The following is a 15,145-nucleotide window of genomic DNA, read 5'->3' on the forward strand; positions in this document are numbered from 1 at the left end:
CTATGCGCATGTTACATACGATGCTACGGGTAGGTAATTTAGAACAGTCTTTAAAGTTCTACACTGAGGTGCTTGGTATGAAATTGCTACGCCAGCGAGACTATGAAGAAGGACGTTTTACCTTGGCATTTGTTGGTTATGGCGATGAAAAAGACAATACCGTACTTGAGCTTACGCATAACTGGGATACAGCTAGCTATGACTTGGGTAATGCTTATGGTCATATTGCCATTGGTGTAGACGATGCCTATAAAGCCTGTGAAGAAATCAAGGCGCGTGGCGGTAAGGTGGTACGTGAAGCAGGGCCTATGAAAGGCGGTGTTACCGTGATTGCCTTTGTTGAAGATCCTGACGGTTATAAAGTCGAGTTGATCCAGCAAGATAAAGATGCCTATAACAACTGATTCTTGCCTGATGGGTCGAAGATTTTTGACCTAAAACACTGGCTTTATTGAAATAGCCCAGTATGATGAGTAATTTGATCAAATGGTTGAATTATTCGCCATATTGGGCTTTTTTGTTATTAGCGTGGATAGGGATCGTTATGTTGAAATTACTGGCATTGGATCGTTTTACAATCTTACTGGTTGTGATGGTGATACTGGCAACTTTTTTTCCGGTTTCAGGTCAGGTTGCCCATTATTTTAATATTCTTACAACAGTTGCAATTGCCATCCTGTTTTTCCTGCATGGGGCGAAACTTTCGCGTGAAGCTGTGGTTGAAGGCATGCTGCACTGGAAAATGCATGCGGTGGTATTTGCCTTTACTTTCTTGATTTTTCCAGCAATTGGCTTATTGGCCAAACCTGTTCTGGAGCCGTTATTAGGCCAGCAACTGTACTGGGGTTTCCTGTTTATGTGCTTCTTGCCATCTACAGTGCAGTCATCAATTGCATTTACCTCAATGGCCAAAGGCAATGTGGCTGGTGCCGTATGCAGTGCGTCTTTTTCTAATATTATCGGTATGTTTATTACCCCGGTTCTGGTCAGCTATTTTATTTTAGGTCAAAGTCAGCATGGTTTTGATCCAACCCAGTCCATTATCCAGATTACCCTGTTATTGCTGGTTCCTTTTGTGTTAGGGCAGCTATTACGTCCTTATGTGTTTCCTTATATGGTAAAAATGCCAAGTCTGGTCAAGGCTTTCGATCAGGGTTCGATTCTGATGGTGGTATATGGCGCATTTAGTAGCGCCGTCATTGCGGGTCTGTGGCATCAGGTAAGCGGTCTGACCTTGCTTTATCTGATTCTGGCTTGTTCGGTATTATTAACGGTTGTGATGCTGCTGGCGCTTTATTTGCCTAAATGGTTGGGCTTTACCCGGGCAGACCAGGTGACCATCTTTTTCTGTAGTTCCAAAAAGACGCTGGCCAGCGGGGTACCAATGGCGCAGATCCTGTTTATCGGGCAGCCTTTGGGCATGATTGTATTGCCGATTATGATTTTTCATCAAATCCAGCTCATGGTCTGTGGCATCATTGCGAACCACTGGTCAAAATCAGCCCAAGAATAGTTCGCAAAATTTAATTTATTGGCGTATAATGCTTGCCACTTGTTGGCTTTGCTCTGACCATTAGAGTCTCGGTGAGTCAAAAGAAATGGTCTGTTGTGGTGTTGATCTGCACGTGTGAAGACACGTTGCTTTCCTCGGATTGAGAGTGATCAATTGCGACAACAGCTTAAGCCTTTCTTACTAAATAGGAGCATCGACCATGCGCGCCGATATTCACCCTAAATACGAAAAATTAGTTGCTACTTGTTCATGTGGTAACGTTATCGAAACTCGTTCTGCTCTTGGTAAAGAAACAATTTACCTTGACGTATGTTCAGCTTGCCACCCATTCTACACTGGTAAACAAAAGAATGTGGATACAGGCGGCCGTATCGACAAATTCAAACAACGTTTCTCTGGTATGTCACGTTCTATCAAACGTTAATATCAGGAAAGAAAAAACGGGCAATATGCCCGTTTTTTTATGCCTGTAGATTATTGGACTGAGGAACATTTGCAGCAGCTCCTCAATCCTGAGAAAGGGTTATTGATCCTGTACATCAGTAAGGCGATCCAGTTTTTTCTGGAAATAGTTACCTTGCAAGAAGCGTGCTTCGACATTCCAGGCATTGGCAAACAGGTTCATGTCATTGAGTTCGGTCAGGAAAATTTCAACAGGTTTCTGCCCGATAAAATGCAGGATCTTCTCTTGCAAGGTGGCCATGTCTTTTTCCGAGTTGAGCATTTGGGTCAGTTTGCCGTGCAGGCTCAAGTACTGAACATCAATTTGTTGCAGCATGGAATCACTATAGAGCGAATCGCCAAAACCACGGATAGAAATCTCGGCGCCGTGCTGGCGCAATAGCGCGATTTGTGGCTGTGCCTGTGACAGGTTTTGCTGCAAGGCCTGTTCAGAGAACTGCAAGATTAACGGATGAGCCTGTTTGCTTCCAATAATGGTTAACAGTTTGGCGACCAGTTCAGGCAGCTTTTTATCATTTAACAAGACATGATGGTTCAGGTTTACAATCAGTTTTGCTTTTGGATATTGGGTAATGAAGTTGTGTAACTGTTTGCAGGCTTCCACCAGAATCCAGCGGTCAAGCTGGATGGATAATTCCGGGTCGTCTTTAAGGTCGCCAAGGTCGTTTAAATCCTGCCACTGGTTATTGTAGATAAATCCGCCAGAAACTTCATAACTATGGGTGTGCTGATCCTGCTTGTCATAGAGCTGCTGATATTTCAGATGGATGTCGCCTGTCTCCAGTTTCTTTTTGAGTTCCTGAAGTAGGGTTAACTGTACAGCAACAGGAATATGTTCTGTGGTCAGGCCAATATCGGCATCGATTTTCGGACTGTTAAAGACCGGCAGGGGAACCATAAATGCCTTGGTTAATACCTGTTCAAACCGGACCTCATCGGCAATAGGCTGGGCAATTTCACAATAGCCTAATTTCAGGTGCAGCGGGAAAGTGTAGTGATCGGTCACGACCAGCTGTGGTTTTTGCAAGCTGTTTAAACCCATCAGCAGAGAGTTGAGAACACTTTTTGATTCTGCCTGAAAGAGGGCTACATAGAGACCATGTTCAACCTGGCACACCGGTACATTGATCTGTTCTTTAATAAAATGAGGAATATTGGCGAAATAGGCTCTGGTACCGCGCCAGTCTGTCTGGAAAACTTCACTTGGACAATTGCTTAGGCTGAACAGCACCAGTGCATTGGCATTGGCCGGGTGATTGGTCAGCTGGCGGTTAATATGCTGTAAGGCGGCCGTCAGGCTAGAAACTTTTTCTGTAGTGGCAGGAGCTGACGGAGACGTAGCCGCTTGAGTGCCGGAATTGCATTCAATATTCAGCTGGACTTCATCTTCATTGCCTGAAGGCAGAAATTCCAGATGCAGCGGATTATGCTGAACGGCTGGGTTCTGGGTGCGGAGCTCAAAGCGGCCTTGCTCAAACTGCCCTTGGGAAATCTTTTTAAAACGCAGTTTAAACTGGCTTAAATCTTCCGGCTGCAGTACATCCAGGATAGGTAGCCCGACCAACTCATCGGCACTGGCAAAACCAAACAGGCTGGCATATTCGTTATTGACATGGAGATGGATGCCTTCCTGCAAGATCGCTACCGCTTTATGGCTTTCGGCGACCAGCGATTGTGCCTGGGTCTGTGCAGCTTCCAGTTCATTGAGCAAACGATGTTCTGCCTGTACTAAACGGCTATAAGAAAGCGCACGGATAATACTGATATAGAATGTTTCTGGCGACTGGAGGTTCAGGACATCATAGATGCCTTTATGGATATAGGCCTCATATTGGCTGGCATGATAGTCTTCCGGTTCAAGCAGCAGAACTGGCAAGCTCGGTTGTGACGAGGCCTGAATCAGGGAAAGTGTCTGTTCGATTTTCAGGTCGTAGGCCCGACCGAAAATGACAATATCCCATGGCAGGTTTAACTGCTTTTCAAAGGTTTTGAGGTCATCCAGCAAGGTGGCTTTTATTTGATGATCATGTGCTGTAAACAATGCTGAAATCTGATTATAACGAAGCTGGTTGTCATCAATAACCAATACGCGTGTTTCAGTCCGTTTTAGTTTTTTAGAGAGTAAAGAATTTCTCACTTTAAAGCTTCCCATAAATCTTGATCAATGGTGTCCATATTCTTTTGTGCCATGTATTTCTGAAGAATCGGTTGTTCCTCATCATTCAGCAGTTCAAAATCAAATTGAACAAAACTCTGGGTTATTAATTGTGCGTTTAATAAATACACTTTTACTTCCTCTTTCCCCAATCTTAAATGAACAGCCTGGTGTTCTCGAAAAATTTGTGAACCTGGTAAAATTAAAGTTGTTTTGGTTTCATCCAAATTCTGGTTTTTTAATAAAAGTGTCGGATGATAATTGCTGATATGGCGGTCTGCCTGAACTCGTACCGAGCAGGGGAAGATGTCCTGTGCCAGTACTTCCAGACCGAGTTCCAGACTTTTTTCGGTCGATTGCTTGAGCCAGCGAATGACACCGCCACGCCAATGCCCATGTGATGTTTCCTTAACTAAAATGTATTCACCTGTTCTTAAGTTCTTTGGTGCCTCCCCGGACCATTTGATCCGATAACCGTTTACGCTGATGTCGAGTATGTCTGCCTGATAGATCGCCTTACTTTCACGGCTTAAACGTTGTATGGCAGATTCCTGATTGTCCGATACGTTTTTTTTGTCCCAGGCCGACATAAAGCGTGATTCATTTTGCAGGCCATAACTATGATCTAGCAACAAGGTTTCAGAAAAATTCTTGGCTTTGGACAGATAGAAGTGTGCAGTCAGCAAACCAAAGCAGATATGCAGTTGTGCTGAATATTCATAGCGTTCATGCCGGCGTTCTGCCGTGGTACCAAGAATGGTTTGGACATGGAACTTTAATGCAGGGGTTAAATAGATCTTCTCGTTCTTGGATACATATTCGGCATTTTTATGTAAGGTCGCGGTGACATGATCCAGAAGACTATGGGTACTGATAAAAATATTGGGATTAAAGCCGGAGCTTTGTTTTTTATTATAAATGGGCGGGTGATCTTTGGTCGTGTCGACGACATATTTGGTCAGGTCTGTTTCCTTGGTCAGGATCTGAACCATTTTTGCCCAGTCAAAACTACACTGGAATAAAGCCTGAATCTCGGACTGACGGATTTGATTGGTATTAAAAATATCCATCAGGATCAATTGTGCATAGGCTTGCGAGATATTGCTTAAGGCATTCGGTTTACCTTGTATCTGATCCAGATTGGTGTGCTGATATTTATGGGTTACTGCAGCATCATAAAGCTGATGAGCAATAAGCCATTGGCCGGCAACAGGTTCGCTATACAACATATGTTGTTGATAGAGCAGTTGGGTCAGTTGCTGCAAGGACTGGAAGGTCGCCAGCGTTCGTGCAGTTTGCAGGTTTTTTTTCTGGTTCAGCGCAAAGATGGAAAATTTTTGCTGGTCAAGCTGATCATTACTGCGACGTACAATATTGATGTAGATTGCTGCGAAGTAACACCGCAAGAGCATGGCCAGTTCAATGATGTGTTCATTACGATCCGAGCTGATCACGCCCTGGTTAAAGAAATTCTTTTCCAGGCTGCCCAGTACGTTTTCAATAGTCGGGTGCAACACCTGAATCAGGTCAAAACGCAAGGTTTCAGGGCATTCAAGTTCACTGAGTTCAAGCAGTGCTGCAAATAATGCTTTGGAGGTATCACCCAACTGCATGATGGATAAATTGGAAATCCATTCATTTAGACTTTTTGAATTGGTATCGCAAAAGCTGAGCTTGTCTCTTCTCAAGACAGTTGGAATTTGAAAAATATCCGAAAAAGCATTATTCATCATTGTATTATCAATCTCAGAACGTTTGAACCCCAAAAAGCGGTGTTTTATTTTTCTCGCCCGCAATTTCCCTGACAAGTTTAGGAACCAGATAACCCGGTAAACTTGCTAATACATCGCTGTAGATTTGATCTATCTCTGAAGATCTTAAATCAAAATGCTGAGCACCTTTGACTTTATCCAGAACATGCAGGTAATAGGGCATTACCCGTGCTTCGAATAAACGGAAACTCAATGCATTTAAAGTTTCTGCAGAATCATTCACACCTTTGAGTAAAACCGCCTGATTGAGCACGGTGATATGGTGAAGTGATAACTGCAATAACTTTGAGCAGGTGAAATCATCAAGTTCAGCTGCGTGATTTGAGTGTACCACTACTACAATGCGTAGCCTACTGTTTTTTAATATAGAAATCAGCTCTTCATCAATCCGGTTCGGGATCACAATTGGAACGCGTGAATGAATTCTCACTATCTTGAGCTGGGGGAGAGAAGCCAGGCGTTCCAGCCACAAGGCAATTTTGCGGTTGTTCAGGGTAAGAGGGTCTCCGCCACTGAAAATGACCTCGTTGATCTGTGGATTCTGTTCAATATAAGCCTTGATATTGTGCCAGTCGTCATTTTTCGGCAGATTTTCCTGATAGGGAAAATGACGGCGAAAACAGTAACGGCAGTGGATGGCACAGGCACCGGTCAGGGTCAGTAAAAAACGCGACTGGTACTTGTGCAAGACACCGGCCATCTGGTTGGCTGCTTCTTCGCCAAGTGGGTCGGTAACAAACTCGGGATGCTCTTGCAGTTCCAGATGATGAGGTAAAACCTGTAGCAGCAGCGGATCGAAGGGATCGCCGATGTTCATTTTTCCGACGAATGCACGCGGAACGCGCAATTTAAACTGTTCAGAAGCCAGAATTGCGCCTGATAATAGCTGGTCGGTAGATAACTCAAGCAGATTTAACAGCTCTAAAGGATCAGTAATTAGGTCACTGAGTTGCGTTTGCCAGTTTTGCTCTTGATGTAAATAGTTTATCATGCCATACGTTAAAAATAGTGTTAGCCGCAGCTGTGTGCCTAGTCTAGCATTGGGGCTTGTTTAACGTTCATATATGAATTGCGTTATTGGCTAAAATTTAATCATGCGAGGCGTGAAACGCAGGGAATGGCTATTCCCTTGCCAAGTTTCATAACGAAGTATGAGGAAATTTTAGCCATAACCCTACGGGACAGGGAGATTTTTTGTCGCTACTGCGTTATGTATGGTTCATTTAGAAGAACTAAATTTCACCATCCATGCCTTGTATCGTTGAAAAAATCTCCTCTGTCGCAACCAAATATGAATATTAAACAAGCCCATAAGATTTGAGTTTTAAGTTTGGAGTGCGCCTTTCATGGCCTATTATTCTACAAATGATTTTAAAGCAGGCCTCAAGGTTATGCTTGATGGTAACCCATGTTCAATCATGGAAAATGAATATGTAAAACCAGGTAAGGGTCAAGCGTTTAACCGTGTTAAATTACGTAACCTTCGCTCTGGTAAGGTATTAGAAAAAACATTCAAATCAGGTGATTCTCTAGAAGCAGCTGATATTGTAGAAGTGGAAATGGACTACCTCTACAACGATGGTGAAATGTGGAACTTCATGGATCCTGTAACTTTTGAACAGATCGCTGCTGATAAAACAGCAATGGGCGATGCTGCGAAATGGTTAAAAGACGATTCAAATGAAAAATGTACCATCATGTTGTTCAATGGCGTACCTTTAACAGTAAGCCCGCCGAACTTCGTTGTACTCAAGATTGTTGAAACCGATCCGGGTGTACGTGGTGATACTTCTGGCGGTGGCGGCAAGCCTGCGAAACTTGAAACAGGTGCTGTGGTACGTGTTCCATTATTCGTACAGCAAGATGAAAGCGTTCGTGTCGATACACGTACAGGTGATTACCTGGAACGCGCATAATTGATTGAAGGTAGCTTTGCTACGCAAGATATACAATTATGGAAGGGGATGATGAACAATCATCCCTTTTTTTATGCCAAAGTATTAGATAAATAACTGTAAATAGAAGGTAAACTTACAAAGATATTTTTTCTACAGAAAATATGGAAAGGGAAATCTAATAGGGTTTGCTGACATTTCAGCCATGCATTGCATTATCTTGCACCGCTGTCATCACAGCTCATTATTTAGAGTGGCTAAATCACATTCAACATGGCTTTTGCCATCTAAACGTCCTGTATCCCAGATGGCTTTTGCCGTAATGGAGGCGAGCGCTCGTAAGGTGAAATATCAACGGACCCTAACCACGCGTTATGTATTTGAGAGGTTTTGAATGGAGACAACACAAACAGGGTCAACACTTCCCTCAAAACTCCTTTGGAGTTTGGTTGCCATTGTCGGGGCGATTTCATTTGGGATATTGGCGGTCAGTCGTGGTGAACATGTCAATGCAGTCTGGTTGGTACTGGCTGCGGTCTGTGTATATAGCATTGCTTATCGGTTCTATAGCTTATTTATTGCAAACAAGGTTTTTGAGTTAAATCCGAAACGGTTAACCCCGGCGCATCGTCTGGCCGATGGTCTGGATTATGTTCCCACCAATAAATATGTTTTATTTGGTCATCATTTTGCCGCGATCGCCGGTGCAGGCCCACTGGTCGGCCCGATTCTCGCAGCGCAAATGGGGTATTTGCCGGGAACGATCTGGCTTCTGGTCGGTGTGGTACTTGCAGGTGCAGTACAGGATTTTCTGGTGCTGTTTATCTCGACACGACGCGACGGTCGCTCATTGGGTGAAATGGCCAAGCAGGAACTGGGCACTTTTGCCGGTGTGATTGTAATGCTGGGTACGCTTGGCGTGATGATCATTATCCTCGCCGTACTGGCACTGGTGGTCGTCAAGGCGCTGGCGCATAGCCCTTGGGGGGTCTTCAGTATCGCTGCGACGATACCGATTGCATTATTCATGGGCATCTATATGCGTTATCTGCGCCCGGGAAAAATTGCCGAGGTGTCGATCATTGGTTTTGTATTGATGATGGCAGCAATTGTCTACGGTGGTGATGTTGCGAAAGATCCATATTGGGGGCAGCTGTTTACCTTAAGTGGAACACAACTGACTTGGGCATTGATCATTTATGGTTTTATCGCTTCGGTATTACCGGTTTGGCTGTTGCTGGCGCCACGTGATTATTTATCAACTTTCCTGAAAATCGGTGTGATTGCAGGACTGGCAATCGGGATTATCTTTGCGATGCCGGATTTGAAAATGCCGGCGGTCACGCATTTCATTGATGGCACAGGCCCTGTCTTTGCGGGCAGCTTATTTCCTTTCTTGTTTATTACTATTGCCTGCGGTGCAATTTCGGGTTTCCATGCCCTGGTTGCATCAGGCACAACGCCTAAACTGGTCGATAACGAAGTCAATATTCGCATGATTGGCTATGGCGGCATGTTGATGGAATCATTTGTCGGGATCATGGCAATGATCTGTGCCACTGTGCTTGATCCGGGCGTGTATTTTGCAATCAATGCCCCGGCGGCCATTCTGGGTACAACGGTGGATAGCGCAGCAGAGGCTGTGCGGAATCTTGGCTTTGTGGTGAGCCCGGAAATGCTGACAGTATTGGCCCAAGAGGTAGGAGAAAGCTCAATCCTGTCCCGTACCGGTGGTGCACCGACCTTTGCAATCGGTATGGCGCACATTATTTCAGAAATCTTTAATAGCCGTTCCATGATGGCATTCTGGTATCACTTCGCCATTCTGTTTGAAGCGCTATTTATTCTGACCGCGGTAGATGCAGGAACACGCGCATGCCGTTTCATGGTGCAGGATACCGTGGGGATTGTGGTTCCGGCGATCAAGCAATCAAGCTCGTTCTTTGGAAATCTGGTGGGAACCTTTGTTGCTGTTGCCGGTTGGGGGTTCTTTGTGTATCAGGGTGTGGTTGATCCATTGGGCGGTATCAATTCGTTATGGCCACTGTTTGGTATCGGCAACCAGATTCTGGCCTCGATGGCATTGATTTTGGGTACCGTGATCCTGTTTAAAATGAAGAAAGAAAAATATGTGTGGGTGACCATTGTCCCAACTATTTTCCTGTTCATTACCTCTATGACGGCGGGCTGGCAAAAGATTTTCCATGAAAATCCGAAGATTGGTTTCCTTGCTCAGGCAAATCGTTTTTCTGATGCCATTACACGCGGAGAAGTTCTGGCCCCAGCCAAGACAGTTGCAGAAATGCAGACTATTGTGATGTCGAACCAGATCAATGCAGCGCTGTGTGGCTTCTTTATGGTCGTGGCGATTGTGATGGTGATTGCTTCAATTGGGATTGTACGCCGTGCACTGGCAAGTCCAACAGCCACTGCCAATGAAGCACCGGCAGTTTATGCTGAAACACCAGTGACTGCGAACAGCATCAAGGGAGAGTAAGTATGGATTTTAAAATTGCGCGGCAAGGTGGCTCGGTGATTGTAAAGATCATCAAGTTTACCATCATGTCTCAAAAACACCTGATTTTATCTCCGAAAAACTGGTCACGTATTGCTGTGTTATGGCAGCGTCTGCAACAGAGTTTTCGTTTGATGGTGGGCGTGCCGGATTATGAAACCTATCTGGCCCACATGAAAGCACATCATCCAGACCTCACCCCGATGGATGCAAAGACCTTTTATCGCCATTGCATTGATGCCCGTTATCCGGCAGCAGGGGGTAACATGAAAAAGTGTCCATGTTAGACTATTAACATGGGAAAAATAGCGTATTGAAAGATACGCTATTTTTTTTGCCCGGATAATCGTTTGGACTGAGCCTTTAAACGGGGACAGATTAGGCAATAAATATATGTATATCAAACATTATCTTTAACGATTATGTGCGAATTAATCAATAATTCACCAACTGTAGCAATAAAATCATTTTCCTCTTGACGCTGGTGATAAATCTGCATAAGATGCGTTCCACAAAGCGGATGTGGCGGAATTGGTAGACGCACTAGTTTCAGGTATTAGCGAGTAAAATCGTGGGAGTTCGAGTCTCCCCATCCGCACCACCATACTATGATAAAAATAACTTACATTTGATTGACGCTGATTGAGCGTATTAAACCCAATATATCCTTCGATTCCAGTCTTTTTATCCAGTCTTCAATTCTGGTTTAATCTTTTTGCTAGTCCGGTTAATTTGAAATTTTCATTTCTGTCTCAGGTATTTGATCCTTTGTAAAAGAACTAAAACAGTGTATGTTGAGCTTACACTGTTTTATTTTGGGGAATAGAATAATGTGGGGGATAGAAAATTCATCGCTACAAGAAAAAACACAGCAGAACCGGGCATTACAACAAGACATACAAAGCTTTGCCGGGAAAATTGAACAATTCCTGTTTGAAGTCAACCAGCTTATTTTAGATAAACCACAACAGACCAAGCTGGCGCTGACCTGCTTGCTGGCAGGTGGTCATGTATTGTTTGAAGATTTACCGGGACTGGGCAAAACCACATTGGCCAGTGCTTTGGCGCGTTTGGCCGGACTGCATTTCCAGCGTATTCAGTTTACCAATGACATGCTGGCCAGTGATGTCATTGGCATCAATATCTTTAACCAGAAAGAACATGCGTTCGAGTTTAAGCAGGGGCCGGTTTTTACCCAGATTTTGCTGGCTGACGAAATTAACCGTTGTAGTCCCAAAACACAAAGTGCCTTGCTTGAGGCAATGGAAGAGGGAGCGGTTACCGTAGAGGGTATTCATTATGAATTGCCACAGCCATTCTGGGTGTTGGCCACGCAAAATCCGCTATTTCAAAGTGGTACCTATGCCTTGCCTGAGTCACAACTTGACCGTTTTCTGATGCGGTTATCGTTAGGATATCCTTCTCGACAAGCAGAAAAACTATTGCTGCAGCAAAGCTCAAGACATGTCCTGATTCATCAACTGACTGGTGTTTTTAATCAGGCTGACATTTTACATTTGCGTGAACTGGCCAAACAGGTTTTTCTGAGCGAGGCTGTCCTTAATTATATTCTGGATCTGGCGGCTGAAACACGTAAACAACGTCATGGATTGTCGACTCGTGCAGTATTGGCACTGAAAGCCGCAGCGCAGGCTCATGCTCTGGTTGAAGGACGCAGCTTTGTAATGACAGACGATGTACAAAGTGTATTTGTTGCTGTGGTAGCGCATCGTTTAAGTCTGGGTGAAGCTGAGGCTAGACTGCTGTTGCAATCGGTCGATGTCTTATAGTTGAGAGATGACCATGCAAAATGGATTTAAGCAGCAGCTACAGCAATGGCTTGCGAAGCGCTTTCAGATCGAAGACCGAAAGCGCTTATTGCAAAAGGATGTGCTGGTTTTTATTCATCAACAAGGTTTTTTGTATCTGCTGCTGATTGTCATTACCTTTATTGCAGGAATCAACTATGCCAATAACCTGATTCTCGGGTTTTGCTTTTTAATGAGCGCCATGCTCTGTATCAGCTTTTATCTGACCTTTAAGCAACTGCATGGCCTGCAGATTGAACTGGCGCTTACAGAGGTCGGGCAAGTGGGACAGCCACTGTTGTTGAAAATAGTATTGAAACAAGCGCTTCCCTCAATCCGCTATTTATATGTGCAGTGGCACGATCAGACGCATTTGTTTTATCTGGATCAGGCCCAGCAAAGTCTGGAGCTGGCCGTTTTACCAGAACAACGTGGCAGATATGAGCTGGGCGCATTGAAAGTTTATGCAACCTATCCTTTAGGATTGGTCCGTGCATGGACGTATTTATACCCAAAACAAGAATTCTGGATTGCACCCAAGGCCAATGATTGGCAAAAAGAGCATAAAAGTCAGCCAGTTGCAGTGCAGGACAGTCTGGATGAGTTTAAAGAGCTCAGAACTTTTCAGCATGGGGATTCTTATCAGAATGTGGCATGGAAGCAGGTTGCACGTGGGCAGGGTTTCCTGATCAAGATGTTTGAAACACAGACCAATCATCAACAGCTCGATATTGATTATCGGCAAATTCCAGCGCTGGGTCATGAACAGAAATTAAGTGTGATGATGGGGCTGATTGAACAGTGTGAACAGCTGGGAAATAACTATACGGTGATTTTGCCGCATGTCAGACTGGAAAGTGGGCAAGGACAAAGCCAGTTGATGAAAGCCAGACTTTTACTTGCGCAGGCTTAAACATGACCAAAGCGATCTATTTTTGTGTGTTAGCTGCTCTCGGGCTGATTCTGGTCGGACAGGTGAGCTTTGTGCCTGTTACTCTGAGTGGATTGTGGGGCATTATCTGGCTGGCTTTGCTGTGGCGTTATAACAAGCAAAACATCAGGCCGCTGCCGAAACTGCTTTTGCTGGCATTTATCAGTTTGTCGGTGGCATTGATTTATATGCAGTATCAAACCTTACTGGGGGTCGAGGCGGGTGTGGCATTCTTGACGGCCTGCTTATTTGCCAAAAGTCTGGAAGCTAAAAATACCCGTGATGTATTGATTGTGTTTAACTTTGCCTTATTTGTCGGGGCAAGTTTACTGTTATATAGCCAGGCTTTCTGGATGGCAATAATTGTATTCATGACTTTCATCATGTGCCTGATGGGTTTGTACAGGTTGCAAACCGGTTTATTTCAACAACGCAATCAGGGCAGTAGACAACTAAGGCAAGATACGGCACAGATCCTGAAATTTGTCGGTATTGCCGCACCATTTTTTATTCTGCTGTTTATGTTCTTTCCTCGTTTACCTCCACTTTGGGCGATTCCGGTTCAACAGAAACAGGCAACTACAGGGATCAGTGAGCGGATGTCACCCGGGGATATTGCACAATTATCTCAATCATCTGCCTTGGCTTTCCGTATTATTGCACCGATGCATGATTTGCCCAGCCGACCTGAATTGTACTGGCGGGCTCTGGTGCTAGACCAGTATGATGGCACCACCTGGAGCAGTAGCTTTGAGAATCAGCAATTAAAGCAATACCCGTCATCATCGCGCCGTGTATCTTATCAATATGTACCTGCCGACGATCAGGCCAGCTGGATTATGGGGCTGGAATATTCGATTCCTCAAGAGCGTTATTTACAGCTTTATCAAGATGAGAGTATCCGTCCCGTTAAGCTGATTAAACGCAATCAGCCTTTACAACTGCTCTGGCTGGGCAGAACGGGAGCAGAAGCGGTTCCTTTATCACCACGCCAGATTGCATTGAATACCCGTTTTGATCCGGCGAGAGATAAACAGGCACAGCAACTGGCTCATCAATTATTTCAGCGGCATCAGGGACAGCCGGAAAAATACCTGCATTCGGTGTTGTCCTGGTACAGGAAAAATGGTTTTGTCTATACCTTGACGCCAGGCATATTGGGTGGCGACCGGATAGACCAGTTCCTGTTTGCCAGTCGCAAAGGATTTTGTGAACATTATGCTTCCAGCTTTGTGATGATGATGCGCTATGTGGGGATTCCTGCGCGCGTAGTAACAGGTTATCAAGGAGGACAACTGGCACCAGATGGACAAAGTTGGGAAGTTCGCCAGCTGGATGCACATGCCTGGAGTGAAGTTTATCTGGATGGGAAATGGCAAAGAGTTGATCCTACCGCCATGATTGCACCACAACGGATAGATACCGGGATGCAGGATTATCTGGCACAAGACCGGAATATCTGGGGCGAAGGGCAAACGCAGGCTTGGCGTTTGCAGCAGTTTAAATTTTTGAAGAATGTACGTATCTGGAGTGACTATCTCAGCTATCAATGGCAAAGCAAAGTGGTCGGTTATGATGTAGAAAAACAGAAAAACTGGTTATCCCGCTTGGGGCTGGATTCAAGTTATGGCTATGGGATTGCACTGTTTGTTGGTCTTGGCAGTATTTTATTGATCTATGCGGGCTGGTATGGCTGCAGACAAAGACAGCAGCAAGATCAGTATCAACGCTTGATTAGGCAATTTGAAAAACACCTGCCCAAACATTTGCATAAATTCCCGGCTGAAACCTTTCAGCGCTGGATGCAACGGATCGCAATGAGGGTAGAAGATCGGGCGCCATTTGAACAAGTGACTGTGTTATATCAAAAAATCATATTTTTAGAGCAAAAAGATCAAAAAAATACCAGAGAATTTAAACGGTTGCTTAAAGACTGTTCGGTTGTTCTCAAACAGTCGCAAAAATACTTGTGAAGTAACAAAAAAATGAATATTATGCTTCTCATTCTAGGTGTATAGCTCAGTTGGTTAGAGCGCTACGTTGACATCGTAGAGGTCTCCAGTTCGAGTCTGGATATACCTACCAAAATTATAG

12 protein-coding genes and 2 tRNA genes are annotated in these 15,145 nt (G+C 44.5%); 11 read left to right on the forward strand and 3 right to left on the reverse strand.

What is annotated here, in order from left to right:
- The first annotated feature begins 2 nt into the window (after positions 1-2).
- From gloA to rpmE, 3 genes are all read left to right on the forward strand, one after another.
- A complete protein-coding gene (gene gloA, locus OC23_RS02500; protein ID WP_038342511.1) occupies positions 3-404 on the forward strand; it encodes a lactoylglutathione lyase in 402 nt (133 codons plus the stop codon).
- A 134-nt stretch (positions 405-538) separates the two neighbouring features.
- Complete coding sequence (locus OC23_RS02505) at positions 539-1,513, forward strand: bile acid:sodium symporter family protein (RefSeq protein ID WP_171194737.1); 975 nt, start codon at positions 539-541, stop codon at positions 1,511-1,513.
- A 199-nt stretch (positions 1,514-1,712) separates the two neighbouring features.
- Positions 1,713-1,937, forward strand: a complete 225-nt coding sequence (gene rpmE, locus OC23_RS18655) for a 50S ribosomal protein L31 (RefSeq protein ID WP_004652835.1) — start codon at positions 1,713-1,715, stop codon at positions 1,935-1,937.
- A 99-nt stretch (positions 1,938-2,036) separates the two neighbouring features.
- On the opposite strand, the gene OC23_RS02510 is transcribed toward rpmE, so the two are convergent.
- Genes OC23_RS02510 through epmB form a run of 3 tightly spaced genes read right to left on the reverse strand, consistent with a single transcriptional unit; the run spans position 2,037 to position 6,893 of the window.
- Positions 2,037-4,127, reverse strand: coding sequence for an EAL domain-containing protein (locus tag OC23_RS02510; protein WP_038342514.1), 2,091 nt, complete (start codon positions 4,125-4,127; stop codon positions 2,037-2,039).
- Positions 4,109-5,863 (reverse strand): hypothetical protein, encoded by a 1,755-nt coding sequence (locus OC23_RS02515; RefSeq protein WP_038342516.1) that lies wholly within the window; start codon positions 5,861-5,863, stop codon positions 4,109-4,111. The genes OC23_RS02510 and OC23_RS02515 overlap by 19 nt, the downstream gene beginning before the upstream one ends.
- 13 nt (positions 5,864-5,876) lie before the next feature.
- The gene (gene epmB / locus OC23_RS02520) at positions 5,877-6,893 is read right to left on the reverse strand and encodes an EF-P beta-lysylation protein EpmB (protein ID WP_038342517.1); all 1,017 of its coding nucleotides are present in this window, start codon (positions 6,891-6,893) and stop codon (positions 5,877-5,879) included.
- A gap of 355 nt (positions 6,894-7,248) precedes the next feature.
- Here epmB and efp point away from each other — a divergent pair, with 355 nt between their 5' ends.
- From efp to OC23_RS02560, 8 genes are all read left to right on the forward strand, one after another.
- Positions 7,249-7,818: an elongation factor P gene (gene efp / locus OC23_RS02525; RefSeq protein WP_038342518.1), complete on the forward strand. Its 570-nt coding sequence runs from the start codon at positions 7,249-7,251 to the stop codon at positions 7,816-7,818.
- 373 nt (positions 7,819-8,191) lie between these two features.
- Positions 8,192-10,294 (forward strand): carbon starvation CstA family protein, encoded by a 2,103-nt coding sequence (locus tag OC23_RS02530; protein WP_038342519.1) that lies wholly within the window; start codon positions 8,192-8,194, stop codon positions 10,292-10,294.
- A 2-nt stretch (positions 10,295-10,296) separates the two neighbouring features.
- Complete coding sequence (locus tag OC23_RS02535; RefSeq protein ID WP_038342521.1) at positions 10,297-10,599, forward strand: YbdD/YjiX family protein; 303 nt, start codon at positions 10,297-10,299, stop codon at positions 10,597-10,599.
- A gap of 229 nt (positions 10,600-10,828) precedes the next feature.
- Positions 10,829-10,913: transfer RNA gene (locus OC23_RS02540), tRNA-Leu, on the forward strand.
- A 229-nt stretch (positions 10,914-11,142) separates the two neighbouring features.
- Positions 11,143-12,102, forward strand: a complete 960-nt coding sequence (locus OC23_RS02545) for an AAA family ATPase (protein ID WP_038342522.1) — start codon at positions 11,143-11,145, stop codon at positions 12,100-12,102.
- Positions 12,103-12,115: 13 nt separating this feature from the next.
- The gene (locus tag OC23_RS02550; protein WP_038342523.1) at positions 12,116-13,033 is read left to right on the forward strand and encodes a DUF58 domain-containing protein; all 918 of its coding nucleotides are present in this window, start codon (positions 12,116-12,118) and stop codon (positions 13,031-13,033) included.
- 2 nt (positions 13,034-13,035) lie between these two features.
- Complete coding sequence (locus OC23_RS02555; RefSeq protein WP_038342524.1) at positions 13,036-15,024, forward strand: transglutaminaseTgpA domain-containing protein; 1,989 nt, start codon at positions 13,036-13,038, stop codon at positions 15,022-15,024.
- 35 nt (positions 15,025-15,059) lie between these two features.
- Positions 15,060-15,136: transfer RNA gene (locus tag OC23_RS02560), tRNA-Val, on the forward strand.
- Positions 15,137-15,145 lie beyond the last annotated feature (9 nt).

Origin of the sequence: Acinetobacter sp. A47, from assembly GCF_000805455.1 — a bacterium.
Lineage (GTDB): Bacteria > Pseudomonadota > Gammaproteobacteria > Pseudomonadales > Moraxellaceae > Acinetobacter.

What these genes read in the sequence shown, in the direction of transcription:
- gloA (WP_038342511.1), top strand. Translation starts at nt 3, where the DNA reads ATGCGCATGTTACATACGATGCTACGGGTAGGTAATTTAGAACAGTCT.
- rpmE (WP_004652835.1), top strand. Translation starts at nt 1,713, where the DNA reads ATGCGCGCCGATATTCACCCTAAATACGAAAAATTAGTTGCTACTTGT.
- OC23_RS02510 (WP_038342514.1), bottom strand. Translation starts at nt 4,127, where the DNA reads ATGGGAAGCTTTAAAGTGAGAAATTCTTTACTCTCTAAAAAACTAAAA.
- OC23_RS02515 (WP_038342516.1), bottom strand. Translation starts at nt 5,863, where the DNA reads ATGATGAATAATGCTTTTTCGGATATTTTTCAAATTCCAACTGTCTTG.
- epmB (WP_038342517.1), bottom strand. Translation starts at nt 6,893, where the DNA reads ATGATAAACTATTTACATCAAGAGCAAAACTGGCAAACGCAACTCAGT.
- efp (WP_038342518.1), top strand. Translation starts at nt 7,249, where the DNA reads ATGGCCTATTATTCTACAAATGATTTTAAAGCAGGCCTCAAGGTTATG.
- OC23_RS02530 (WP_038342519.1), top strand. Translation starts at nt 8,192, where the DNA reads ATGGAGACAACACAAACAGGGTCAACACTTCCCTCAAAACTCCTTTGG.
- OC23_RS02535 (WP_038342521.1), top strand. Translation starts at nt 10,297, where the DNA reads ATGGATTTTAAAATTGCGCGGCAAGGTGGCTCGGTGATTGTAAAGATC.
- OC23_RS02545 (WP_038342522.1), top strand. Translation starts at nt 11,143, where the DNA reads ATGTGGGGGATAGAAAATTCATCGCTACAAGAAAAAACACAGCAGAAC.
- OC23_RS02550 (WP_038342523.1), top strand. Translation starts at nt 12,116, where the DNA reads ATGCAAAATGGATTTAAGCAGCAGCTACAGCAATGGCTTGCGAAGCGC.
- OC23_RS02555 (WP_038342524.1), top strand. Translation starts at nt 13,036, where the DNA reads ATGACCAAAGCGATCTATTTTTGTGTGTTAGCTGCTCTCGGGCTGATT.